This window comes from Asaia bogorensis NBRC 16594, assembly GCF_001547995.1.
In the GTDB taxonomy this organism is placed as follows: domain Bacteria; phylum Pseudomonadota; class Alphaproteobacteria; order Acetobacterales; family Acetobacteraceae; genus Asaia; species Asaia bogorensis.
Genome location: NZ_AP014690.1, coordinates 2,649,543 through 2,671,403 on the forward strand (window position 1 = coordinate 2,649,543; position 21,861 = coordinate 2,671,403).

At 61.1% G+C, this 21,861-nt stretch carries 19 protein-coding genes; 18 read left to right on the forward strand and 1 reads right to left on the reverse strand.

What is annotated here, in order from left to right; all coding sequences use genetic code 11:
• Position 1 precedes the first annotated feature (1 nt).
• From kdpB to Asbog_RS11665, 6 genes are all read left to right on the forward strand, one after another.
• Positions 2–2,119, forward strand: a complete 2,118-nt coding sequence (gene kdpB / locus Asbog_RS11640; RefSeq protein WP_083510865.1) for a potassium-transporting ATPase subunit KdpB — start codon at positions 2–4, stop codon at positions 2,117–2,119.
• A gap of 10 nt (positions 2,120–2,129) precedes the next feature.
• Positions 2,130–2,750 (forward strand): potassium-transporting ATPase subunit KdpC, encoded by a 621-nt coding sequence (gene kdpC, locus Asbog_RS11645; RefSeq protein ID WP_062165255.1) that lies wholly within the window; start codon positions 2,130–2,132, stop codon positions 2,748–2,750.
• A 103-nt stretch (positions 2,751–2,853) separates the two neighbouring features.
• A complete protein-coding gene (locus Asbog_RS11650) occupies positions 2,854–5,586 on the forward strand; it encodes a sensor histidine kinase (protein ID WP_062165962.1) in 2,733 nt (910 codons plus the stop codon).
• A gap of 126 nt (positions 5,587–5,712) precedes the next feature.
• Positions 5,713–6,399 (forward strand): response regulator, encoded by a 687-nt coding sequence (locus Asbog_RS11655; protein ID WP_062165256.1) that lies wholly within the window; start codon positions 5,713–5,715, stop codon positions 6,397–6,399.
• Between the two features lie 376 nt (positions 6,400–6,775).
• Entirely contained in the window at positions 6,776–8,515 is a 1,740-nt protein-coding gene (locus Asbog_RS11660; RefSeq protein WP_083511001.1) for a glycoside hydrolase family 68 protein, read from the forward strand.
• Between the two features lie 148 nt (positions 8,516–8,663).
• Positions 8,664–10,223 (forward strand): glycoside hydrolase family 32 protein, encoded by a 1,560-nt coding sequence (locus tag Asbog_RS11665; protein ID WP_197669045.1) that lies wholly within the window; start codon positions 8,664–8,666, stop codon positions 10,221–10,223.
• 8 nt (positions 10,224–10,231) lie between these two features.
• On the opposite strand, the gene Asbog_RS11670 is transcribed toward Asbog_RS11665, so the two are convergent.
• Positions 10,232–10,642 carry a lytic transglycosylase domain-containing protein gene (locus Asbog_RS11670; protein ID WP_062165257.1) on the reverse strand — a complete coding sequence of 137 codons (411 nt, stop codon included), beginning with the start codon at positions 10,640–10,642 and terminating at the stop codon, positions 10,232–10,234.
• 53 nt (positions 10,643–10,695) lie between these two features.
• Between Asbog_RS11670 and gspG the strand changes: the two genes are divergently transcribed.
• The 12 genes from gspG to Asbog_RS11730 are packed head-to-tail and all read left to right on the forward strand — an operon-like array spanning position 10,696 to position 21,825.
• Positions 10,696–11,220, forward strand: a complete 525-nt coding sequence (gene gspG, locus Asbog_RS11675) for a type II secretion system major pseudopilin GspG (protein ID WP_083510866.1) — start codon at positions 10,696–10,698, stop codon at positions 11,218–11,220.
• An 8-nt stretch (positions 11,221–11,228) separates the two neighbouring features.
• The gene (locus tag Asbog_RS11680) at positions 11,229–12,008 is read left to right on the forward strand and encodes a prepilin peptidase (RefSeq protein WP_062165258.1); all 780 of its coding nucleotides are present in this window, start codon (positions 11,229–11,231) and stop codon (positions 12,006–12,008) included.
• Positions 12,001–13,698, forward strand: a complete 1,698-nt coding sequence (locus tag Asbog_RS11685) for a GspE/PulE family protein (RefSeq protein WP_062165259.1) — start codon at positions 12,001–12,003, stop codon at positions 13,696–13,698. The genes Asbog_RS11680 and Asbog_RS11685 overlap by 8 nt, the downstream gene beginning before the upstream one ends.
• Positions 13,699–13,720: 22 nt before the next feature.
• The gene (locus tag Asbog_RS11690; RefSeq protein WP_062165260.1) at positions 13,721–14,986 is read left to right on the forward strand and encodes a type II secretion system F family protein; all 1,266 of its coding nucleotides are present in this window, start codon (positions 13,721–13,723) and stop codon (positions 14,984–14,986) included.
• Positions 14,970–15,398, forward strand: coding sequence for a prepilin-type N-terminal cleavage/methylation domain-containing protein (locus Asbog_RS11695; protein ID WP_062165261.1), 429 nt, complete (start codon positions 14,970–14,972; stop codon positions 15,396–15,398). The genes Asbog_RS11690 and Asbog_RS11695 overlap by 17 nt, the downstream gene beginning before the upstream one ends.
• Positions 15,395–15,805: a type II secretion system protein gene (locus Asbog_RS11700; protein ID WP_146926506.1), complete on the forward strand. Its 411-nt coding sequence runs from the start codon at positions 15,395–15,397 to the stop codon at positions 15,803–15,805. Before Asbog_RS11695 ends, Asbog_RS11700 begins: the two co-directional genes overlap by 4 nt.
• On the forward strand, positions 15,802–16,404 hold the full coding sequence (locus tag Asbog_RS11705) for a prepilin-type N-terminal cleavage/methylation domain-containing protein (protein WP_062165263.1): 603 nt from the start codon (positions 15,802–15,804) through the stop codon (positions 16,402–16,404). Before Asbog_RS11700 ends, Asbog_RS11705 begins: the two co-directional genes overlap by 4 nt.
• Before the next feature lie 25 nt (positions 16,405–16,429).
• Positions 16,430–17,497, forward strand: coding sequence for a PilN domain-containing protein (locus Asbog_RS11710; protein WP_171840697.1), 1,068 nt, complete (start codon positions 16,430–16,432; stop codon positions 17,495–17,497).
• Positions 17,494–18,117: a type II secretion system protein GspM gene (gspM, locus tag Asbog_RS11715; RefSeq protein WP_062165265.1), complete on the forward strand. Its 624-nt coding sequence runs from the start codon at positions 17,494–17,496 to the stop codon at positions 18,115–18,117. The genes Asbog_RS11710 and gspM overlap by 4 nt, the downstream gene beginning before the upstream one ends.
• The gene (locus tag Asbog_RS11720; protein ID WP_062165266.1) at positions 18,114–18,620 is read left to right on the forward strand and encodes a hypothetical protein; all 507 of its coding nucleotides are present in this window, start codon (positions 18,114–18,116) and stop codon (positions 18,618–18,620) included. The genes gspM and Asbog_RS11720 overlap by 4 nt, the downstream gene beginning before the upstream one ends.
• A complete protein-coding gene (gene gspD, locus Asbog_RS11725; protein WP_083510867.1) occupies positions 18,617–21,001 on the forward strand; it encodes a type II secretion system secretin GspD in 2,385 nt (794 codons plus the stop codon). Before Asbog_RS11720 ends, gspD begins: the two co-directional genes overlap by 4 nt.
• On the forward strand, positions 20,998–21,825 hold the full coding sequence (locus Asbog_RS11730) for a type II secretion system minor pseudopilin (RefSeq protein WP_146926508.1): 828 nt from the start codon (positions 20,998–21,000) through the stop codon (positions 21,823–21,825). The genes gspD and Asbog_RS11730 overlap by 4 nt, the downstream gene beginning before the upstream one ends.
• Positions 21,826–21,861 lie beyond the last annotated feature (36 nt).

Sequence of the window (21,861 nt, forward strand, 5' to 3'; positions counted from 1 at the left end):
AATGATCTCCTTTCCCTCGCCCGCGCCTGGGTCCCATGCCGAGGCACCATCGAAGCGCCCGCCCTCACGCCCGAAATCGGGTGTGCTGAATGCGGCGCTCGTGCTTCCCGCACTGGCTGAAAGCCTGCGCAAGCTCGACCCGCGTATCATGATCCGCAACCCGGTCATGTTCGTCGTCGAGATTGTCACCTGCCTTACAACCGTGCTGCTTTTGCGCGACCTCATCAAAGGTGTCTCCCATACCGGGTTTGCCCTGCAGATCACGCTCTGGCTGTGGTTCACGCTGCTTTTCGCCAATTTTGCCGAAGCCATCGCCGAAGGGCGTGGCAAGGCGCAGGCCGACTCACTGCGTCGCACCCGCACGGAGACGCGTGGCAAGCGCCTTCTGCCCAGTGATACAGGCGCTTTCGGTCCTGCCGGGCTGTATGAGGAAATTCCCGCCCCCGAGCTGGTTGTGGGCGATGTGGTCCTGGTCGAGGCGGGCGATTTCATCCCGAGCGACGGGGAGGTGATTGAAGGCATTGCTTCGGTTGACGAGTCAGCCATTACGGGTGAGTCAGCCCCCGTCATTCGCGAAAGTGGCGGCGATCGATCGGCCGTCACAGGCGGCACACGTGTGCTGTCGGACTGGGTGATCGTGCGCATCACGGCAGCCCAGGGCTCGACCTTTCTTGATCGCATGATCTCTCTCGTGGAGGGCGCGCAGCGACAGAAAACACCCAATGAGATTGCCCTGACCATCCTTCTGGCTGGCATGACGCTCATCTTCATCATCGCCGTGGCGACCATTCCGTCGTTTGCGCATTACGCTGGCGGCTCGATTTCGGTCATGGTGCTCGTGGCCCTGTTCGTCACGCTCATTCCCACCACCATCGGGGCGCTTCTCTCGGCAATCGGCATAGCCGGCATGGACAGGCTGATCCGCTTCAATGTGCTCGCAATGTCGGGCCGTGCAGTCGAAGCAGCGGGCGATGTGGATACGCTTCTGCTCGACAAGACCGGCACCATCACAATCGGCGACCGTCAGGCCTGCGCCTTCATGCCCGTGCCGGGCGTGACCGAGCAACAGCTTGGCGATGCGGCACAACTGGCCTCGCTGGCCGACGAAACGCCGGAAGGCCGCTCCATTGTCGTGCTGGCCAAGATGCGTTTCGGGTTGCGTGGACGCGAACTCAATGCCTCAGGTGCCCAGTTCGTCCCGTTTACGGCACAGACCCGCATGAGCGGCGTCAATATCGGCACAAGGCAGATACGCAAGGGCGCGGTTGAGAGCGTGCTTGAAGCAGCTGGGCCAAACGCGCCCTCCGCCGCCCAGATACGCAGTATCGCCGATGGTATCGCCCGTCAGGGTGGCACCCCGCTTGCGGTCATGGATGACACGCATCTGCTGGGTGTGGTGCATCTCAAGGATGTGGTGAAAGGCGGCATACGCGAACGCTTCGCCGAGTTGCGTCGCATGGGCATACGCACGGTCATGATTACGGGTGACAACCCCCTGACCGCCGCCGCCATCGCCGCCGAATCCGGCGTGGATGACTTTCTGGCCCAGGCCACACCGGAAGCCAAGCTGGCCCTGATCCGCAGCGAACAGGCTTCGGGCAAGCTCGTGGCCATGTGCGGCGATGGTACGAACGACGCCCCCGCCCTTGCTCAGGCCGATGTGGGCGTTGCCATGAATACCGGCACTGTCGCCGCCCGCGAGGCTGGCAACATGGTCGATCTCGACAGCGACCCGACAAAACTGATCGAGATCGTCGGTATCGGCAAGCAGCTGCTCATGACCCGCGGTGCGCTCACGACCTTCTCGATCGCCAATGACGTGGCCAAGTATTTCGCCATCATTCCAGCGATGTTCGTCGGGTTCTATCCTGCGCTGTCCAGCCTCAACATCATGCATCTGGCCACCCCGGAAAGCGCCGTGCTTTCAGCGATCATCTTCAACGCCCTGATTATTATCGCGCTCATCCCGCTTGCATTGCGTGGCGTGGCGTATCGCCCGGTGGGTGCTGCGGCGCTGCTGCGGCGCAACCTGCTTATCTACGGTGTTGGCGGACTCATCGTACCGTTCATCGGCATCAAGCTGATCGATCTGCTCATCACCCATATCGGTCTGGCCTGAGGAGGCCATCATGGTTTTGTCCCAGCTGCGTCCTGCGCTCGTTCTTTTTCTGCTTCTTTCTGCCCTCACCGGTCTGGCCTACCCTCTTGGGATGACCGTCCTGTCAGGCCTGATCCTGCCCGATAAGGCGGCGGGCAGCCTGATCCACGACAAGGGACATGTTGTCGGCTCTGCCCTGATCGGCCAGAATTTCACCTCCCCGCGCTATTTCCACGGTCGCCCTTCGGCCACAATGGGGCCAGATCCAAAGGACCCCGGCAAGACAATTCCGATGCCCTATAACGGGGCAGCCTCTCTGGCTTCCAATGCCGGCCCGACATCCCGGGCCCTCATCGAGCGCGTCACCCGGAGCGCCGCCGCATTGCGTGCCGAAAATCCTGAGGCCATGGCACGGGGCTGGCATATCCCGATTGACCTCGTCACCACATCGGCCAGTGGCCTCGACCCTGACATCTCACCCGAGGCAGCGCTGTTTCAGGTCCTGCGCGTAGCGGAGGCACGGGGCCTTGATGAAGCCCGTATCCGTCATCTGGTGCTGCAGCAGACAAGCCAGCCCTTTCTTGGCTTCCTCGGCGAGCCCCATGTGAATGTTCTGGCACTCAACCGGGCGCTCGATAGAATGGACCAATAGCCGGTACAGCCTGCACAGATGCCAGATCGCGGTACCTGTGCAAGCCATGACAATCATCAGATTTATGAACAGGCGCAGCCGCCAGACCGGGCCAGGGAACGCGATGACGAGACAGGATTATGACCGCCCCGACCCTGACGCCCTGCTGCGTCAGGGCTGCGGCGAAAGACGCCGGGGCCGGCTGAAAATCTTTCTCGGCGCAGCGCCAGGTGTCGGCAAGACATTCGAAATGCTGAGCAGCGCCCGGCATCTGATGCAGGAGGGGGTCGACCTGGCAATCGGCGTGGTGGAAACGCATGGCCGTGCTGAAACACAGGCGCTTGTCGAGGGCCTGCCTGTGATCGCGGCCGGTTCCGTCGCCTATCGCGGTCAGATCCTGCGCGAGATGGATCTCGATGCCATTCTCGCCCGGCGCCCCACCCTCGCTCTTGTCGATGAACTGGCACACAGCAACGCGCCCGGCTCCCGCCATCCGAAGCGGTGGATGGATGTCGAGGAGCTGCTCAATGCGGGGATCGATGTTTTCACCACCGTCAATATCCAGCACCTTGAAAGCCTGAATGATATCGTCGCCTCGATCACCCGGGTGCGGGTGCGCGAGACCGTGCCCGACCATGTGATTGAAAGCGCCGATGAGCTCGAACTGGTTGATCTGACACCGGGCGACCTGCTGCAGCGCATGCGCGATGGAAAGATCTACGCCCCCCACACGGCAGGCCGGGCCCTGCTGCATTATTTCTCGCCCGGCAACCTGACCGCCCTGCGCGAACTGGCCTTGCGCCAGACAGCCCAGCAGGTGGACGCACAGCTGGTCGATCACATGAAGGCCAACGCCATAGCCGGGCCCTGGGCGGCCGGTGAACGCGTGATGGTTTGCCTGACCTTGCAGGATGGCGATGCGGGTCTTGTGCGCTACGGCAAGAGACTGGCCGACCGGCTTCATGCGCCCTGGATCGTTCTGCATGTGGAAACCAGCCGCGACCTGACCGAGGAGGCCCGCGCGCGCATGGCCTCACAGATGCATCTCGCCCAGTCGCTCGGTGCAGAGACGGTAACTGTGCCCGGGCATGATATTGCCCTTGATGCCTTGGCCTATGCCCGCGCCCAGAATGTGACGCAGATCGTCGCGGCGCATCCGGCGGGCACGGGTTGGCTCGGTCGGCTGAGGCAGCTTATCGGTCGATCAACAACTGAACGGCTGATTCAGCGCTCGGAGAATTTTCCGGTTCATGTCGTCCCCCGTTCAGGCGAGGCGATGGACCACCGGATCTACGAAAATGTCCCCCCGCGCCTTTCCCCCTATCTGGCGAGCACGGCCATCGTCCTCTGTGCTTTGGGGCTGGCTCTGCTGCTTCGGCAGGGTTTCGAGGTCAGTAATGTGTCACTGGCCTTTCTGACCGCCATATTGGGTGTGGCCGTGGCCTACGGGCTTGGCCCGTCGCTCTGGGCATCCATTTTCGGCATGCTGTGCTTCAACTTCTTTTTCCTGCCGCCGCTTTATACCCTGACCATTGCAGCCCCCGATAATGTCGTTGCGCTGTTCTTCTTTTTTGCCACGGCACTGATTGCAGGCAATCTGGGCGCCCGCGTGCGCAGTCAGGCTGTTGTGGCGCGCCACCGTGCGGAGATTACCCAGTCACTCTATCGTTTCAGCCGCACCATCACCGGCATGTCCACGCTCGACGACCTGCTCTGCTCTGTCACCCGGCAGATTGCGACCCTGCTCGATTGTCATGTCGCGCTGCTCATGCCCGATGGCGGCAGGCTGGCCGTGCAGGCGCAATCGGACACAGCCCACCCCCCGGGAGAGGACGATCTGGCGGCGGCAAGCTGGGCTTGGAAGCATAGCCGTCTGGCTGGGCGCGGGTCTGACAGCCTTCCCGGCGTGCAATGGCTGTTCATTCCCCTGCGCACCGCACGTGGGCCCGTGGCTGTGATCGGCCTGTACCGCGAGAAGCAGGGCCAGCTGCTCGATGCCGAACAGCAGGGCCTGCTGGACGCACTGGCGGACCAGACGGCCTCGGCCATCGAGAGCCTGTTGTTGACCCGCGATCTCGACAGGGTGAGGCTGGAAGCCGAGACGGACAGGCTGCGCGGGGCCCTTCTGACCTCCATTTCCCATGATCTACGCACTCCCCTCGCCTCCATTTTGGGAGCGGCATCGAGCCTGCGCGATTACGGTGAGGTACTGGGAGAGGAAGGGAGAGGCGAGCTTCTCTCGACCCTGACGGATGAGGCCGAACGCCTGAACCGCTTCGTTGGCAATCTGCTCGACATGACACGCATCGAGGCCGGCGCCCTCCCCCTGCGCCATGACAGTGTGGACTGTGCCGAGGTGGCGGCGACAGCCCTTGCTCGCGCGGCGAAACTGCTGGAGCAGCATCACGTCACCCTTGATGCCGCATCGACCCTCCCCATGCTCGATCTCGATGCTGTGCTGCTGGAGCAATCTCTGTTCAATATCCTCGACAATGCAGCAAAATATACTCCCGCAGGAACTGCGATCACCCTGCGTCTTACCATGCGCCATTCAAGGCTCGTGATCGCGATTGAGGATGAAGGGCCGGGATTTGGTGATCGTGATCCAGCAGAGATTTTTGGCAAGTTTACACGCTTTGCCGCTGCCGATACGACCCGCGCAGGGACTGGCCTCGGCCTCGCCATTGCCCGTGGTTTTGTCGAGGCAATGGGCGGCGATATTCAGGCAGCAAACCGTACAGACAGGCAAGGAGCGGTTTTTACCCTGCGCTTTCCGCTGCCAGCCTCGCAGGCGATGCGCCAGATTGTGCACGACAGGACCGGTCCGGAAACCCGTGACGAAAGAAAGCCCCTGTGAGGAGTTGGCCCCCAACGAAACTGTTTCCCTGCGGGCTGTCCTATCGCAGGGTGGGTCCGATGCCCATCGACCGCGCCAAAGACGCGGCCCCATGCCCTATCCGATCCTGCTCGAAGTCCCTGCGCCATGAGTGACCCGATCCTTCTCGTTGTTGACGATGAACCCGCCATTCGCAGGCTGCTGCGCACCACGCTGGCCAGTCAGTCATGGCGCGTGCTCGAAGCTGGGACAGGCGAGAACGCGCTGCGGGTGGCCAGTGAAACGCCGCCTGACCTTGTCCTGCTCGACCTGGGCCTGCCTGACCATGACGGGATCGAGATTCTGCGCAGGCTAAGGACGTTGCATCCAGCCCTACCGGTCGTAATCCTTTCTGTGCGCGATGATGAGCGGGGCAAGGTAGCTGCTCTGGAAGCCGGCGCCGATGACTACGTGACCAAGCCGTTCAGCATGGCAGAACTCGTGGCCCGCCTGCGCAATGCGCTGCGTCATGCCCTGCAGCAACAGGGGACAACGCCCCTCTTCACCTCCGGTGATCTGTCGATCGATCTGGTGAAACGACAAATCTTCCGTGCCGGGACCGAGCTGAAACTCTCTCCCCGGGAATGGGATATTCTGCGAATGCTTGTGCGCTACGCCGGGCGCGTTCTGACCCATCGCACCATCATGAGCGAGCTCTGGGGCGCCAGCGGTGATGTGCAGCAGTTGCGAGTCTATATCCGACAGATACGACAGAAGATCGAAACTGACCCGGAACGGCCTCGCCACATCATCACCGAGACCGGTATCGGCTATCGTCTGGTGCAAGGAGAGTGAAAGCGAAATTCACCTCGCTTGGAGCAGTATCGCAATCGTAACGGCGACAGGCTATCGTAAAGAAAATTTTGTCTTTCACCGCCACTTTTCGAATTTACGAAATTAACCAAAAATATCAATCATCACAGCGGATATGAAATTTCCATCTGATTATGTTGCACCGAATACTTGCTGCCGCAGCAAGGTCTCAAGACAGACATCTTTCTGCCATTAATCTGTCGTTAATTGCGAATTGACTCTCATAACAAATTTGTGATCAAGTAACCGGGCGCTGGAGGAATGTAACGCCGCCAGGGCAGGAAGAAACGGGATCATGATGCGTGACGGAGCAGTAACGTTCCTGCCATGCCTCATGACGAAATCATTCGAGGGTGACATGGCAAACAGGTTCCGAAAGAGAGCGATGCTCAATCTGTTGCTGGCCGGATCGATGGTCGCAACATTCACCAGCCAGGCGGCTTTTGCCCAGCTTAACCCCGACGCCCTGCGTGAGGCGTTCCGCGTTGCGCCCCGCCCCGGCATGATGCCGCATGGCGCAAAACTGTATCCGGGCAGTTCGCTGAATGGCGTGCCCGGCTTCCCGTTGCCCACCATCCATACCCAGAAAGCCTACGACCCGCAGGACAGCTTCACGGCGCGATGGACGCGTGCCGATGCCATGCAGATCAAGGCCCATTCCGACACCTCGGCCGGTGCAGGCAAGAATTCGCTTCCCGAGCAGCTCGTCATGCCTGATGTCCCCGCCGATTTTCCGGCAACCAACCCTGATGTGTGGGTCTGGGACACCTGGACGCTCATCGACAAGAAAGCCAATCAGTTCAGCTATAACGGTTGGGAAGTTATTTTCTGCCTGACCGCCGACAAGAACGCCGGTTATGGCTTCGATGACCGGCACACCCATGCCCGTATCGGCTATTTCTACCGCCGCGCAGGCATCCCGGCGAGCCGTCGCCCGACCAACGGGGGCTGGATCTATGGTGGACACCTGATCCCTGAAGGGGCGCAGGAACAGGTTTTTGCCGGCACAACCTATACCATCACCGCCGAATGGTCCGGCTCGATGCGTCTGCTCGACCCCACGAGCAACAAGGTATCGCTGTTCTATACCGATATGGCATTCAACCGGAACGCAGCGGGTCAGGATATCACCCCCTCACAGGCGGTGATCACCCAGAGCCTTGGCCAGATCCATGCCGATTTCAACCATGTCTGGTTTACGGGCTTCACGCAGCACACGCCGCTTCTGCGCCCCGACGGCGTTCTCTATCAGAATGGCGCGCAGAACCCGTATTACAACTTCCGCGATCCGTTCACTTTCGAGGACCCCCAGCACCCGGGCACCAACTATATGGTGTTTGAGGGCAACACGCCCGGTGAGCGTGGGCTCGCCAACTGCACGGCGGAGGATCTGGGTTATCGCGCCAATGACCCGCACGCCGAGACCGTTCAGCAGGTGCTGAACACGGGTGCATATTACCAGAAGGCCGCTATTGGTTTGGCAGTCGCCGAGAATGGCTCCCTGTCGAAGTGGAAGTTCCTGTCACCGCTGATCGAAGCCAATTGCGTGAACGATCAGACCGAACGTCCGCAGATGTATATCAAGGACGGAAAGTACTACATCTTCACCATCAGCCATCGCACGACCTATGCGGCCGGTGTGGACGGTCCTGACGGTGTCTATGGCTTCGTCGGCAATGGCATCCGCAGTGATTTCCAGCCCATGAACTACGGAAGCGGGCTGATGCTCGGCAACCCGACCAACCTGAATATTGCGGCTGGCACCGACTATGATGCCAACCCGGACCAGAACCCGCGCGCCTTCCAGTCCTACTCGCATTACGTCATGCCGGGCGGGCTCGTGGAATCCTTCATCGACACGGTTGAAGGACGTCGTGGCGGTGCGCTGTCACCGACCGTCAAGGTTCGCATCCGTGGCGATGCGTCGATTGTCGACACACGCTATGGCAATAATGGCCTTGGAGGTTACGGCGATATTTCGGCCAATCGTGCCGATATCAATATCGTCGGTTTCATTCAGGATCTGATCAGCCAGCAAAAGCAGATCGGCCCGGATGTGAATGCCCGCATGAATGCCTTTCTGACCACACAACAATAAGCGTCTGGTGATCGGCCTGCCCCGTGCAGGCCGATCACTTTCCTTTGGGTATCCTCAGCTTCGGGTGATGATGTCACAGCGCCATAAACGGTTTTTTTCTTGCGCAAGACTTTGCGCGCTCTCCGGGCTCATCGCGCCTCTGACGGCCATGACTGCCTGTCCTGCCGCTGCGCAGGAGTCAAACCCGACACGCAGCAGTTCCAATACCACGATCGAGACACCGCAATGGCGTCCCGCGCTGCATTTTTCTCCTCGCGCGCACTGGATGAATGACCCCAACGGCCCGTTCTGGCTGGATGGGACGTGGCATCTTTTTTATCAGTATAATCCGGATGGCATGGTGTGGGGTCATACCTCATGGGGCCATGCGACCAGTCATGACCTTCTGCACTGGCATGAGGAACCCGTTGCGCTCGCCGCTTCGCCCGGGCGGGACATGTTTTCAGGGTCAGTCGTGGTGGATCGGGATAATCGCTCCGGTTTGGGCAAAAACCACATTCCGCCGCTGATTGCGCTCTATACCACTGTTTTCTCACAGGATCCGGCGCACCCTGACGGTACGCAGGCACAGTCACTTGCCTATAGCCTCGATCGCGGCGCAACCTGGGAGCGCCACGAGCGCAACCCGATACTCACATTGTCTCCCGACTCACGACAATTCCGTGATCCGTCAGTGGTGTGGTACGCGCCGGGGCAATACTGGGTCATGACGACCGTCGTCGCCGATGCGCAGCTGGTCAAGCTCTATCGTTCCCGCGATCTGAAGCACTGGGATTTTTTGAGCGACTTCCAGCCGAACGGTTATCGCAAGCCCGGCATGCTGTGGGAGATGCCCACGCTTGTCGCGCTCGATCTGGATGGAAATCGTAAGGACACCCGCTGGGTCATGATCGTCAGCGTCAATCCCTGGAGTATCGCCGGGGGATCCGGGGTGGAATATTTCACAGGCCGCTTTGACGGCACGAAATTCACCGCCGATCCTCTCCCTCCTGAAGGGGCCGATCCATCGGCCTATCACTGGCTCGATCATGGAGCCGATAATTATGCGGCCATACGCATTGCCAACACGCCAGGACTGTCGCCCCGCCTGATAAGCTGGATGAGCAACTGGGATTATGCTGACAAGCTTCCCACCGCCCCTTGGCGCGGCCAGATGACCTTGCCGGTTGCGCTCTCGCTCAGGACACTGCGTGGCAAGCCGCATCTCTATCAGGTTCCGGCACCCGAATACGACGCGCTCACCGCCCGTTCTCCCTCCCGCAGCTGGGCAGGTCATGCGCTGGCCGCCAGTGGAGTCTGGCCTCTGCCCGTGCAGCACAAGGTGGAGGATATTTCATTGATCCTGCACAGCGACGGCAAGGGGCAGGCAGGCATCACGGTGCGTCAATCTGGAGATAGTCGGGAAGGGACGCGTATCAGCTATGATTTTGCCCGTCATTTGCTGTCGCTGGATCGCTCCCATTCCGGAGCGACCGATTTTTCAGGCAAGTTCAGCCCGATCCACATTGCCTCATTGCTCCCGCACAATAACACAATCACTTTGCACCTCGTGGTAGACCGTTCCTCTGTCGAGATTTTCGCCAATGACGGTGAGTTAAGGATGACGGATCTGATCTTCCCCCATGAAGGCAGCACGCACATCTCGCTGTTTGCGCAGGATGCCCCGGCACTGGTCGAGACTCTGCATGTAACCGGGCTCGATCATTGAACGGACGCTCAATGACCGCCATTCTGAAACAGAAGGCGTGCCGCACCCAGCACGCGCTGCTGATACGCCAGATTGAGCGCGATGGTATGCGAATGGTAATTACCGACCGCCCTCATGAGATCACCATGAGATTCATTGAGATAGAGGCGCATGATAGCGCCCGCTGCACTGATATTGTAACAGGGCTCGGTCAGCAGATTGCGGTAAACGCTTTGCGGCGTAGCATGGGTAAACTGCGCAATAGGCCCGAGCCACAGCGTGTTGACCTGCATTACCCCGAGGTCGTCCGTTCCGTTACTGTTATGACGCACCATGCCGTTGCGACCATTTTCCACCCCCAGAATTGCGGGGAGAACCCTGGGTGGTAAATGGTACAGGGAAGCAACAAAAATCATGCAGCTCGCATACGCAACGGCCATATTGCGCTACACTCCTCCCTTATTCAGGGCTTTTCATATCGGACATATTATTGATGCGCCTTTTTGATACGCTAGCACAGCCCCATTGCGCCAAAACATGCGAATGGCCCGTCCGGACCACGCAGCGCCCCGACCAGACCGAAGGCAACGATATCGGCGTTCCCTCCGATACCGACGAGGCCGGGTTCACGCTGCTCGAATTGCTGGTGGTGATTGCCATTCTCGGTTTGCTGATCGGTCTCGTCGCGCCCGCCGCATTGCGTCAGCTGGGTGGCGCACGCAATTCCGTCGCTCATCAATCCATTCAGCGGCTAGGCGAGGTTCTGGATCTGTATCGTCTCGACACAGGAAGCTACCCCAGCACTGAAGACGGGCTGCACGCGCTGATCGAACGCCCGCAGGACGCCGAGAACTGGAACGGGCCTTACCTCAAGGATAATGCTGACCCCAAGGACCCGTGGCACCACCCTTATATCTACAGCAACCCCTCGGAACGACCGGGCCATGATTATGACCTCTGCTCAAAGGGCGCTCATGAAGCGACGAGCGATCGTGCTGCCATGATCTGCAATCCCTGAGCGCCCCCATGAATTTCGCGCTTCCTCTCCATACAGGCCTCGTCATCGCCTCGCCGTTCATCGGGTCTTTTCTCGGCGTGCTTGCCTGGCGGCTGCCAGAGGGGCGCTCACCTTTCTTTACCCGGTCACGCTGCCCGAACTGCGATTGCGTGCTTGGCGCCCGCGATCTCATACCGCTGGTCAGCTACGCCATACAGCGTGGCAAATGCCGCTATTGCCAGTCGGCTATCGATGCGTTCCACCCGGCAATGGAAGTCGCGGCCCTGATCGTTGCGGGAGCCGCTGACTGGGCCGTGCATATGGCGCCGGATCGTCTCGACCTGACTCATCTCATGATTCAGGGATGCCTGTTTGGCTGGTGGCTGCTGTTGCTCGCAGCCATCGATTTGCGCAGCACAACCCTGCCGGATTACCTGACTCTCCCCTTGCTCGGTATCGGGCTCGCCTTCGCAGCGCAGCATGGTCGCGCCGACTTTCACCTGCACAGTCTGGCTGCGTTGCTGGGCTGGGCCGCATTTGGCGGCGTCGCGCTGCTTTATCGCAAGTTGCGGGCGCGGGACGGGCTTGGCGGTGGCGATGCCAAGCTGCTTGCCGCAGGAGGCGGATGGCTGGGACCATTCATCCTGCCCGAGATCGTGTTTGTGGGCGCTGTCGTCACACTGGCCGGCGCATGGCTTACGCGAAAAGCCAGCCTGAGCGCACAGACGCGTATCCCCTTCGGCCCGGGGCTCGCCTTTGCCCTCTGGGGCGGCTGGTTGCTCGAGATCATCGGGCAGTCCTATGGCTGAGCGTCAGCATGACGGCCATCTCGAGGCGTTAGCTGCCCTGCTGGTCGACAGAGGATATTGCGACCATCGAGGGCTGGACCGCGCTGCACGTGCCGCAGAGCAGAGCGGTGGTCGCCTCGACCAGATCCTGCTGCAACTGGGTCTGGTGTCAGAAGCGCTCATGGCCAGAACCTATGCTGAGTTGCTCGATATTCCTCTTGCAGGTGCTGACCATTATCCGGCCGATCCGGTGCTGACCGGGCAGCTCAAGACACGTTTCCTGCGTGATGCGCATGTTGTGCCGCTCTCGTTGGAGGGAAACACGCTGGCTCTCGCCATGCGCGACCCGCTGGACAGTTTCACGCCTGCGGCCCTGCAGGCGGCGACGGGACTGACCATCGCAACCCATGCAGCCCTCCCGGTTGAACTCGAAGCCGCGCTCGACCGCCTCTACCCGGATGAAAGCCGCGAGGCAGAACCCGAACAGGCAGAGGGCAATGCTCTTGAAGACGACGCCGAACGGCTGAAGGATCTGGCGTCAGAAGCACCCGTGATCCGTCTGGTCAACCAGATCATCAATCGTGCGGTCGAGACCAGGGCTTCGGATATCCATATCGAGCCCTTCGAGGACAGGCTGCGCGTGCGCTATCGCTATGACGGCATCCTGCATGAGGCGGAAATACTGGCGGCCCAGCTTGTGCCCGCCGTGCTCTCACGCGTGAAGATCATGGCGCGCCTTGATATTGCCGAACGACGCCTGCCCCAGGATGGACGGATCAAGCTTGCCGTGCGCGGGCATGAAGTCGATTTTCGTGTATCCACCATTCCGTCCCTCTATGGCGAGACGCTGGTCCTGCGCGTTCTCGATCGGTCGGGCGCGGTCTTCGATTACACCACGCTGGGCCTGCAACCCGGCATTGTCAGGGGCTTGCGCAAGCTTCTCGAGCGGCCCAATGGCATCGTTCTGGTTACCGGGCCAACCGGATCGGGAAAAACCACAACACTCTATACGGGCCTGTCCGATCTCAACGCCGTCACGCGCAAGATCGTCACGATTGAGGATCCGATCGAGTATCAGCTTGGCGGCATCAATCAGGTGCAGGTCAAACCGCAGATCGGTCTGGATTTCGCCGCCCTGCTGCGCGCCATTTTGCGTCAGGATCCCGATGTGATCATGGTAGGCGAGATACGCGACCGGGAGACCGCCCAGATTGCCGTGCAGGCGGCTCTGACAGGGCATCTGGTTCTGTCCACACTGCACACGAATTCAGCATCCGCCGCCATCATACGCCTGCGCGACATGGGGGTAGAGGACTACCTCATGACCGCAGTGCTGCGTGGCGTTCTGGCCCAGCGCCTCGTGCGTCGCCTCTGCCCTCTGTGCAAGACGCCCTACACGCCACCTGCGGCGCTGGTTCAGGAATTGCAGCTCGATCGTTTCACCTCGGGGGAGCCGATCACCCTTCATCACGCGGCGGGTTGCGCCTCCTGCCGCCATACAGGCTTTAAGGGCAGGCTCGCAATCGCAGAACTCCTCGAACCCGATGAGGCCATTGAAAAACTCGTTTTCGAGAAAGCCGATCATCTCGCAATAGAGCGTGCAGCCGTCGCAGCGGGCATGGAAACCCTCTTTGATTCCGGGCTTCGTGCGGCCGTGGATGGCCAGACCACCATTGAGGAAGTCATGCGTAGCGTGCGCGCTGTCGGTTGAGAGTGGCGAACGCAGCCCCCTCATGACGGAATTCCTCTACAGAGTCATTGACCGGCAGGGCACCCCGCAGCAGGGCACCCTCGTGGCCGACACGCAGGAAGACGCTGTCGCGAAACTGCGACGCCAGGGCTACATGCCCATCCATGTCGATGTTGCGGAGAAAGGCATAAAAGGGCGCACGAGGTTTGCGCGCGCGTCTGGCACGGGTGCCATTCCGCGCTCTGGCGCGCAGGGCCTTAGCCTGAAGCGACACGGCGTAACGCGCGGTGAACTGGCCAATTTGACACGCGAACTCGCTGTCATGCTCGATGCAGGGCAGGATATGGATCGTGCCCTGCGTTTTCTGATCGAGACCACGTCATCCCCCCGCATAGGCAGCGTCCTGAAGAGTGTTCGGGACAGGGTCCGTGACGGGCAGGCGCTTCATTCGGCACTTACCACGAGCCGGGGTGGTTTCCCCCCGCTCTATATCGGCATGGTGCGGGCGGCTGAGGCCACGGGAGATCTGGCCCCCACCATGGAACGGCTCGCCGGGCTACTCGAACGCGAACGCGCGCTGATCAGCACCGTCCAATCGGCCATGATCTATCCCGCCATCCTCACCCTGACGGCTATCGGATCTGTCACATTACTGCTCACGAAGGTCCTGCCGCAATTCACGCCGCTTTTTGAGCAGAATGGCGCGACCCTACCGGCCTCCACGCGCCTTCTGACGAAGGCAGGCGCTGCAATCGGTCATTACGGCTTCGCCATGCTGGTTATCGTATTGCTGACTGGTATGGGCCTGCGTCTGGCCATGCAACGCCCGGCCCTGCGTCGCCCTGTCGACCGCCTGCTGCTTCGTATGCCAGGGCTCGGCCGTCTGGTCTCGGAAATTCTGGCCGCGCGGTTTGCCTGTATTCTCGGCACTCTACTGGTCAATGGCGTTGCCCTGCTTCCGGCACTGGGGATCGTGCGGGATGCGCTGGGCAATCAGGCCGCCAGCGCCGCCATCGAGACAGCCGCCGAAAGCGCACGTTCGGGCGCGGGGCTGTCAGCAACACTGGGCGCCGCTGGCATTTTTCCGACAAGGTTGATCCATCTGCTTCAACTGGGTGAGGAAACCGCACGCCTCGGCCCCATGGCGCTCAGGGCCGCTGATATTCACGAAGATCAGGCCCGCATTGCCATTCAGCGCCTTGTTGCCCTTCTGGTCCCGGCCATCACCATCGTCATGGGTCTGATGGTGGCAGGCATCGTCTCCTCGCTTCTCCTCGCCATGCTGAGCCTTAATGACCTTGCCCAGTAGAGCGCAGGCCGAGTCCGGCTTTACCCTGATCGAGATGCTGGTCGTGCTGGTCATTCTGGGCATGATTGGCGCCATTGTGGTCCGACACGGCGCCTCGCATCCTGCACGGCTCGAACTGCGTAACGCGGCGCGACAGATCGCCGCCCTGATGCGCGAGACCCATGCCCGCGCGCTCTATACGGGGCGTGCCCAGGAACTCGATATCAACCCGCTTTCCGGAAGCTACGTCACCACCCCGGCAACTGTGGGAACCCTGCCCGCCATTACGATCACGCCAGATACGAGGAGCGTGTTCCGCTTCTACCCGGATGGCAGCGCATCGGGTCCTGTGCTCGGGCTCAGCCGGGGGGCGAGCCGCATGACACTGGGCGTCAACTGGCTGACCGGTGCCATCGAAAGCCACGGCGGATGATGGAGGTAAAGGGCACGCATCCTGCTTCCGAAGGCGGCTTCACGCTCATTGAGGTGCTGATTGCGTTCATCATCGTCGCACTGGCGCTGGGGGTCGTTTATCGCGGCATGCTGGATGGCGTTGCGGCAGGACATGTCGCCACCGCCACGCGCGAGGCCCTCTCACGGGCGCGGTCACATCTCGATGCCATCGGTCACGGCATGACCCCCAGTGCTTTTACCCAGAGCGGCGAGGACGGACATCATTTCCACTGGCGTATCACCATGACCCCACTGGAACATCGTGGAGGAACTGTCCTCTACCACGTCACCGTAACGGAATCCTGGCCTGACGCCTTTACCCTTTCCGGCCAGCGCGCCGTCACACTGAGCAGCCTGTGTTCTGGCCCGGCGGAGGGCACGCCATGACCCCGCGCCGTGATGAAGCGGCCGGGTTCACCTTGCTGGAGCTATTGATCGCTCTGGTCGTGTTCTCTCTGGTGCTGCTGGTCCTGCGCCAGGGTTTCGATGCCGCCACGCGCCTGTTCGAGCAGCAACGCCAGACCCTGGCTGCGCAGGATGATCTGGATGCGGTGGACAGGTTCGTAAGGCAGGTGGTTGCCAGTGCCGATGCAGGCAATGGACGCGAGGGGCCGCTCCTTGTGGGCACGAACCATCGCCTCACATGGCGTGGCCCCGTGCCCCATGCCCTGCAAACACAGGCTGAGGCAATTTCCGGCGGAGGACGGGCAAACATGGCGCTCTTCATGGATGACGCGCATCGGCTCGTGCTGCAGTGGTCAGCCTATCGGCATGTGATCGAACCCCCGACGCCTGTGGAACAACGGGTCTTGCTGAGCGGTCTCGAGGGCGTAGAGTGGCATTATTACGCATCCGGGCACTGGAGCCCGACATGGTATGGCAATACCCTGCCCGAGCTGGTGCGCCTGCGTCTCGTGTTCGCGCCGGGCGATGCGCGCCACTGGCCCGATATCGTGGTGGCACCCCGCCTGAATCCTCTACCGTGAAGCTAAAGGAAAAGGAGACATGGTGATGCAGCCTTTCCTTGTCTGGTGGTGGCGCCAGATCCGGGCCGTTTTGCCGGAACGTGTCACGACAGCACTTGCCGCCGTTCAACGCCCAGTGGTTGAGGCCGTCGCCACTGACGACGCCCTGACACTCTATCTGCGCGAGGCGCGCAGCCGGATCATCATCGGAACGCTAGGGCAGTCGGAAACGCTGGATCTCGAGACAGGCGCGCAATATCGCGCCCTGCGCAAAGGCAAGGCACGCCATGCTGCCATCAGGCTTGTTCTGCCGGCAGGGCGCATCATGCAGCGCGATGTCACCCTTCCCCTCGCTGCGGAACAGGACCTCGCGGCCATTCTCGCCTATGAAATGGATCGCCTGACGCCGTTCGATGCCGAGGCGCTTTTCTGGGACTTCATCGTACTCAGGCGCGACGAGGCGCTCGGACAGATCATGCTCCGTCTCTCCGTCGTTCCACAGGCACCGCTACGCCCCCTTTTCGAGCGTCTCCACCTGCTGGAAGCTCACCCGCAAGCCATTGCTGATGAGACTGGCGAGACCCTGATCAGACAGCCTGTTGCGCGTCCTCTCGTGACCCGCCTGAGCGACCCACGTCTCGCATTGCCTCTCGGCGGATGCACTCTGCTCGCCTGTCTCCTGCTAGGGCTGTTCTGGCATCAGTCGCGTGTTCTCTCAGGATATGAACGCCAGATTGACGCGCTGCGCGGCCCGGCGCTGGAGGCCAGCGCGTTGCGTCGCACGATTGAAGACAGGCGCATGGGCGAAGGGATCGTTAACAGGGCGAGGCAGCGCTTTGGAGACCCGATGCAGATCATTGCCGCCCTGACCGATCTGTTGCCAGATGACGCATGGTTGACCGATCTCAGCCTGAAGCAGGGCCAACTGCTGATTAGCGGGCAATCCCGTGATCCCGCCGGGCTGATACAGGGGCTTGGCACGTCGCCAGTTCTTCGCAATCCTGGCTTTATCGCACCCGTCACGCGCCTTGCAGGACAAAATGCCAGTGCGTTTTCAATACGAGCGGAAATTGGACAGCCCTTTGGCACACCTCATGCCGGAGCGAGACCATGAGGACGCGGCTCCCCTTGGCGCTGACGCGTCTGTCTCACGATCTGCCAGAAGGACGCAGGGGGCGCGTGCTGGCCCTCATGCTCCTTCTGGTGGCGGTCACCCTTATCTGGCTGGTTATCGTCGGCCCGCTGATCGGGGTTTTCAGCCAGTACGCCAGCCGCATTGCCCTGGCGCAGCAAACGGCGGAGCGTATGGCCCATCTGCAGGAAATCCTGCCCCATTTGCGTCAGTCTGCAGCGCACCGTCCGTCATCGGCTCCGCAACTGATCGATGGTGCGAGCGATACCATGGCGAGTGCCAACCTGCAGGACAAACTGGCGCATCTCGCCAGCCAGTCAGGCATCGAAATCAGCAGCAGCGAGACGCTCGCCCCAATCAAGGAAGGCAGTTACCGGCGCGTCGGGTTGCACATCACGCTGTCTGCTCCCTATCCTGCCCTTATTCATTTTCTCACTGACCTCGCACAAGCCTCGCCTGCCCTCGTCGTGGACGGGCTTCATCTCCATGCATCCGAAGATGAGGGTCGCAGCGCCGATGCCCTGTCATGCGACATGGGAATCTTTGCCTATCGCCGTGACATGGCGCTACCGGCCCGTCTCGCGAAGGAAACAGCTCCATGACAGCCCTCCTGCCCAAACGCTGCGTCATGCTTTGTGCTTTTCTCATGATACCCCATGCCGGGCTCTGCGCCGGTCCAACGCAAGTCGATCGGGCCGCCTGGCAGGACCATAGCCTCGCCCGCCCACTCTTTGCCCCGACGCGACGCCCTTCCCCGACTGGCAATGCCCTGGCTGGTACGCCCCGCCTGACAGGTATTATCGAAAATGGGGGAGTCAGCCGTGCCATTTTCATGATACCGGGTCAGGAACGTGGCGTTATCGTACCGTTGCAGGGTTATATTGGTAACTGGCAGGTTATTGCGATCGGAAAAGGTACCATCACCATTCGCGAGGCCGGTCAGGACCGGCTGATGCGCCCTGATCGTGCCCGCTTATCCGGCCCGTCGATGCCTGATCATGCCCCTCAAAGCGAAAACCCGCTCGAGACCTTCTCGCGCGATGAGCTCTCGCGTTTCGCCCCTCCTGCCTCATCTGACACTCCCCCACCAGGTATGCCGCAATGACCGTTCTGCCCCGCGCCTTTCCTTCCCACTTTCTGTCACGCGGCAGACAGGATGCCCGCAGACAGGCTTCCCTACGTCTTGGCCTCACTGTTCTGGCCGCAGGCCTGACCCTTGGCCTGACCGGGTGCGACAAGCCGGTACCCAAACCCAAACCCCTTGGTGGCCCGATGCCGCTGGGTGGATTGCAGGATATTCCGCAGGAGGGACGCCTCTCATCCGCCGATCCGACTGGCAAGGCGCGCTACAGCCTCGCTCGCCCGAACATTCCCACCCTGCGCGGAAACGGCGACACGGAAGGTATCGGTCAGGTTTCGCTCAATTTTGCCGATACGGATGTGCGCGACGCCGTCTCGCAGATTCTCAACGATATCCTGCACGTCAATTACGCCATCGATCCTGCCGTGCATGGACAGGTGACGCTCAGAACCAGCGAACCCCTGACCAATGCCCAGCTTTTGCCAGCGCTGCAGGTAATCCTGGCGCAGGTTCATGCTGTGCTGGTTCATGGTGACGGCCTGTATCGTGTCGTGCCCAGCCAGTCGGCGCCGGGTGCCGCGCAGGGTGCGCTGGCGGGCATGGCTGACAGCCTCTCGATGGGCGGTGACCTGATGGTTCCGCTGCGCTACGCACAGGCCAGTTCTCTCGCCCACGCCTTGCAGCCCTTCGTGCAGGGTGGCGCTCGCGTTGCAGCGATAGACAGCAGCAATGCCCTTATGGTGAGCGGAGACCCTTCGGCGCGCAATGCGCTGGTCGAGGTCATTCATGCTTTCGATGTGGACTGGCTGAGCAGCCAGTCCTATGCGCTTTTACCTGTCGACTCAGGCAATGCGAAGGACATGGCAAGCGCGCTGCAATCAGCGCTGCACGGGGCCAGCAATTCGCTCTCGAAGCTTGTGGACGTCCTTCCCCTTGCACGTGTCAATGCTGTGCTCGTGGTGGCACGCAACGCGCGCTATATCGAGGATGCCAGACGCCTGTTTTCTGTCATCGAGCAGCATCGCAGAGCAACTGTAAGAAGCTGGCATATTTTCTACGTGCAGAATTCAAGCGTCAATGACGTGACCTATACGCTTCAGCAGGCCTTCACCCCGGATAATGTGACAGCCACACCGCCCGGTTCGGGCAACAGCCAGACAGCACAGACTGGCATGGGAGCGGGATTGAATGGCGGCGGCCTTGGGGGCGCCGGGGGGGGGCTTACCGGGGGCGGCCTGAATGGGGGCGGCCTTACAGGGGGTGGTCTGGGCGGAGGTCTGGGGGGCACCGGCACGAACACCTTTGGCCAGACAGGGCAGAACACGGCAGCCCCTGCAGGTCAGGCTGGCGGCAATGCGTCTCTCAACAACCCGCTTCTGGGCGGGCTCGACAGCTCAGGCGGCGGAGACCACAATACCGACACACTGCGTATCCTCTCGAACGCCCAGCATAACGCCATTCTGGTTCATGCCACGGATCAGGAAAGCGATACGATCGAGCAGATGCTGCGCCGTATCGACGTCATGCCGCTTCAGGTGCGTATCGACGCTGTTGTGGCCGAGGTGCAGCTCAATGACGCCTTGCAATACGGCACACAGTTCTTCTTCAAGTCTGGCGGCATCAATGGCGTACTGAGCACCAACAGCCAGACTATCACAGCCGGAACACTCGCCACTGCCGCATTCAGCCACACCCTGCCCGGCTTCATCATCGGCGGGGCAAGTGGTGGCGGGGCGCCATTTGCTATCGATGCCCTGCAAAATGTGACCACGGTGCATGTGCTGTCCTCGCCTCAGCTCATGGTGTTGGATAACAGGGCAGCACGGCTTCAGGTCGGGCAGCTGGTACCCGTGCAGATCGGCTCGCAATCCAGCACAATCGGGACTTCTGTTTATAACCAGTTCACCTATCAGCCTACCGGCGTGATCATGGAGGTGACCCCCCATGTCAGCCAGAGCGGCCTCGTCACGCTGGATGTGTCACAGGAGGTGAGCTCTGTCAGTTCCAATGCAGCCAGCAACACCAGCAGCGCGGCCAATCCCACTTTCAATGATCGTTCGGTCAATTCGCGCGTGGTCGTTCAGGACGGACAGACAGTGGGGCTTGCCGGGCTCATTACCGAGAACTCGTCCCGCGCTAATAGCGGTATCCCCTGGCTCAAGAACATCCCGGTTCTGGGCTTTCTGGCGGGGAGCCAGAACAATAGTCGTCAACGCACCGAATTGCTGATCCTGATCACACCCCACGTCATCCATGACCAGCGCGATGCCGTGAACCTGATGGAAGATCTGCGCGACACCCACCCCAATGCTGCCGATGTGCCAGACGAGATGAAGTCGATGCACACGACCGGCAGCGCCGACCCGCAAAAACGCCTGCGCGAGAAACTCGGTCTGGATCGGTGAACACGAGGCAGCCAGCACGGGAAAGGCAGGATCGCGGCTTCGCGCTGGTGATCGTGCTCTGGGCGCTGGCGGGGCTCTCACTACTGACGGCCATGACCATCGCCAGCGCAGGCTCGGCCTTGCGTGAAACACGGCTGCTACGCGACACGGCCCGTATGGAGACACTTGCTGAAGGCGGTATCGCCAGCGCAGTCTTTCACGAAAGCGGGCCAATCGCCACACGCTGGCCACTCGATGGCACACCGCATGTCAGCCGGATTGATGGTCTGAAGCTCAGTATAAGCCTCAAAAGTCAGGCCGCTACGATCAATCCCAATACTGCCCCCCTGCCACTTCTCGCTGCGCTATTCGTGGAATGCGGTGGAGCGCCCGATCAGGCGGCAATGATCGCCCGGGAGATGGTTTCATGGCGTCGGCAGGCCCAGGCGCAGGACCCGAATGAGCGACAGCGCTTTCTTGCCCTGGGGTTACGCTATCTGCCGCCCCATGCCCCGTTCCAGTCGCTGGATGAACTGGCGCTCTTGCCCGGCATAACACCTCTGCTCCTGGCTCGCGCGAGGCCGCATCTCTCGATCGTCCAGCCGGAGGAACTTCACGCCCCCATTTCCGACCCTATCACCCGACAGGCGTTGGCCCGCGCGAACCTCCCTGCCCTGCCTGCCGCAAGCGGTGACCAGAGGCACGCTTACAGTTTCGTCGCGACCGTCATCGTGACCGATGAACATGGTGGCTCTTCCTTCCGTCAAGCTACACTTCTGTCCGATAATGGGCTCTCGCTGGCACGGATCATCGCAGAGCAACGAGAGAGCGATGATGCACGCTGACCGAACACGCACGCCGTGCCGCCAGTGGCCCAGCGG

Coding starts and splice junctions, on each gene's coding strand:
- kdpB (WP_083510865.1), top strand. CDS start 2: ATGATCTCCTTTCCCTCGCCCGCGCCTGGGTCCCATGCCGAGGCACCA.
- kdpC (WP_062165255.1), top strand. CDS start 2,130: ATGGTTTTGTCCCAGCTGCGTCCTGCGCTCGTTCTTTTTCTGCTTCTT.
- Asbog_RS11650 (WP_062165962.1), top strand. CDS start 2,854: ATGACGAGACAGGATTATGACCGCCCCGACCCTGACGCCCTGCTGCGT.
- Asbog_RS11655 (WP_062165256.1), top strand. CDS start 5,713: ATGAGTGACCCGATCCTTCTCGTTGTTGACGATGAACCCGCCATTCGC.
- Asbog_RS11660 (WP_083511001.1), top strand. CDS start 6,776: ATGGCAAACAGGTTCCGAAAGAGAGCGATGCTCAATCTGTTGCTGGCC.
- Asbog_RS11665 (WP_197669045.1), top strand. CDS start 8,664: ATGACTGCCTGTCCTGCCGCTGCGCAGGAGTCAAACCCGACACGCAGC.
- Asbog_RS11670 (WP_062165257.1), bottom strand. CDS start 10,642: ATGGCCGTTGCGTATGCGAGCTGCATGATTTTTGTTGCTTCCCTGTAC.
- gspG (WP_083510866.1), top strand. CDS start 10,696: ATGCGCCTTTTTGATACGCTAGCACAGCCCCATTGCGCCAAAACATGC.
- Asbog_RS11680 (WP_062165258.1), top strand. CDS start 11,229: ATGAATTTCGCGCTTCCTCTCCATACAGGCCTCGTCATCGCCTCGCCG.
- Asbog_RS11685 (WP_062165259.1), top strand. CDS start 12,001: ATGGCTGAGCGTCAGCATGACGGCCATCTCGAGGCGTTAGCTGCCCTG.
- Asbog_RS11690 (WP_062165260.1), top strand. CDS start 13,721: ATGACGGAATTCCTCTACAGAGTCATTGACCGGCAGGGCACCCCGCAG.
- Asbog_RS11695 (WP_062165261.1), top strand. CDS start 14,970: ATGACCTTGCCCAGTAGAGCGCAGGCCGAGTCCGGCTTTACCCTGATC.
- Asbog_RS11700 (WP_146926506.1), top strand. CDS start 15,395: ATGATGGAGGTAAAGGGCACGCATCCTGCTTCCGAAGGCGGCTTCACG.
- Asbog_RS11705 (WP_062165263.1), top strand. CDS start 15,802: ATGACCCCGCGCCGTGATGAAGCGGCCGGGTTCACCTTGCTGGAGCTA.
- Asbog_RS11710 (WP_171840697.1), top strand. CDS start 16,430: ATGCAGCCTTTCCTTGTCTGGTGGTGGCGCCAGATCCGGGCCGTTTTG.
- gspM (WP_062165265.1), top strand. CDS start 17,494: ATGAGGACGCGGCTCCCCTTGGCGCTGACGCGTCTGTCTCACGATCTG.
- Asbog_RS11720 (WP_062165266.1), top strand. CDS start 18,114: ATGACAGCCCTCCTGCCCAAACGCTGCGTCATGCTTTGTGCTTTTCTC.
- gspD (WP_083510867.1), top strand. CDS start 18,617: ATGACCGTTCTGCCCCGCGCCTTTCCTTCCCACTTTCTGTCACGCGGC.